We start from the raw sequence: 1,658 nt of genomic DNA, 5'->3' as shown, positions 1-1,658 counted from the left end.
TACCAGCGTACGGCCCACAGAATGATGTCACGCTGAAAATGCCGGCCTTTGAATGGGTTCATGTGCAGCTCCATCAGCAAAAGGGGATGATAAGTTTATCACCACCGACTATTTGCAACAGTGCCGATAAAAATATATCATCATGAACAATAAAACTGTCTGCTTACATAAACAGTAATACAAGGGGTGTTATGAGCCATATTCAACGGGAAACGTCTTGCTCGAGGCCGCGATTAAATTCCAACCTGGATGCTGATTTATATGGGTATAGATGGGCTCGCGATAATGTCGGGCAATCAGGTGCGACAATCTATCGATTGTATGGGAAGCCCGATGCGCCAGAGTTGTTTCTGAAACATGGCAAAGGTAGCGTTGCCAATGATGTTACAGATGAGATGGTCAGACTAAACTGGCTGACGGCATTTATGCCTCTTCCGACCATCAAGCATTTTATCCGTACTCCTGATGATGCATGGTTACTCACCACTGCGATCCCCGGGAAAACAGCATTCCAGGTATTAGAAGAATATCCTGATTCAGGTGAAAATATTGTTGATGCGCTGGCAGCGTTCCTGCGCCGGTTGCATTCGATTCCTGTTTGTAATTGTCCTTTTAACAGCGATCGCGCATTTCGTCTCGCTCAGGCGCAATCACGAATGAATAACGGTTTGGTTGATGCGAGTGATTTTGATGACGAGCGTAATGGCTGGCCTGTTGAACAAGTCTGGAAAGAAATGCATAAGCTTTTGCCATTCTCACCGGATTCAGTCGTCACTCATGGTGATTTCTCACTTGATAACCTTATTTTTGACGAGGGGAAATTAATAGGTTGTATTGATGTTGGACGAGTCGGAATCGCAGACCGATACCAGGATCTTGCCATCCTATGGAACTGCCTCGGTGAGTTTTCTCCTTCATTACAGAAACGGCTTTTTCAAAAATATGGTATTGATAATCCTGATATGAATAAATTGCAGTTTCATTTGATGCTCGATGAGTTTTTCTAATCAGAATTGGTTAATTGGTTGTAACACTGGCAGAGCATTACGCTGACTTGACGGGACGGCGCTTCCCTACCCTCATGGCCGCCTCCCAGGAATCGACCCAGGTGCTTATCGTGGACATAATCCTTTACTCATAAATTTATCTTATTCCATTATTGTACCTGTCACGCAAAACTTGCAGAAAAGCCATAAACGCAGGAGAATCCTGTCGGCGGTGAGGATAATAAATATGGTAGCCGTCAAAATATGGACACCACTCGGTCAGAACAGCAATCAGCTTGCCGCTTTTGATATATCCATCTGCAACATACTCGGGAATATAGGCAATCCCCAGCCCGTCTAATGCTGCATCGAGCTGATGAATCGTGCTGTTCGCAATATATTGCCCTTTGACTTTCAGACTGAATTTCTGAGCATCTTTCTCGAATTCCCAGGCGTACAATCCACTCGTATCAGAATAGCGGACGTTAATGCAGTTGTGGTTCAAAAGATCCTGCGGCTTCCTGGGCTTAGCATAACGCTTAAAATGGCACTGTTGCAAAGTTAGCGATGAGGCAGCCTTTTGTCTTATTCAAAGGCCTTACATTTCAAAAACTCTGCTTACCAGGCGCATTTCGCCCAGGGGATCACCATAATAAAATGCTGAGGCCTGGC

The 1,658-nt window shown here is 44.9% G+C and carries 2 protein-coding genes; one reads left to right on the top strand and one right to left on the bottom strand.

Going from position 1 to position 1,658, the window contains the following annotated elements; translation table 11 throughout:
- Positions 1-191 precede the first annotated feature (191 nt).
- Positions 192-1,007, top strand: a complete 816-nt coding sequence (locus tag FTU75_RS18185) for an APH(3')-I family aminoglycoside O-phosphotransferase (RefSeq protein ID WP_000018323.1) — start codon at positions 192-194, stop codon at positions 1,005-1,007.
- Positions 1,008-1,143: 136 nt separating this feature from the next.
- Here FTU75_RS18185 and FTU75_RS18180 read toward each other — a convergent pair whose 3' ends face one another.
- On the bottom strand, positions 1,144-1,545 hold the full coding sequence (locus tag FTU75_RS18180) for a LysR substrate-binding domain-containing protein (protein WP_001183556.1): 402 nt from the start codon (positions 1,543-1,545) through the stop codon (positions 1,144-1,146).
- Positions 1,546-1,658: the final 113 nt, after the last annotated feature.

Source organism: Acinetobacter sp. YH12140, from assembly GCF_013418475.1.
Lineage (GTDB): Bacteria > Pseudomonadota > Gammaproteobacteria > Pseudomonadales > Moraxellaceae > Acinetobacter > Acinetobacter amyesii.
This window is presented reverse-complemented; position numbering and strand designations above follow the sequence as displayed.

Coding starts and splice junctions, on each gene's coding strand:
- FTU75_RS18185 (WP_000018323.1), top strand. CDS start 192: ATGAGCCATATTCAACGGGAAACGTCTTGCTCGAGGCCGCGATTAAAT.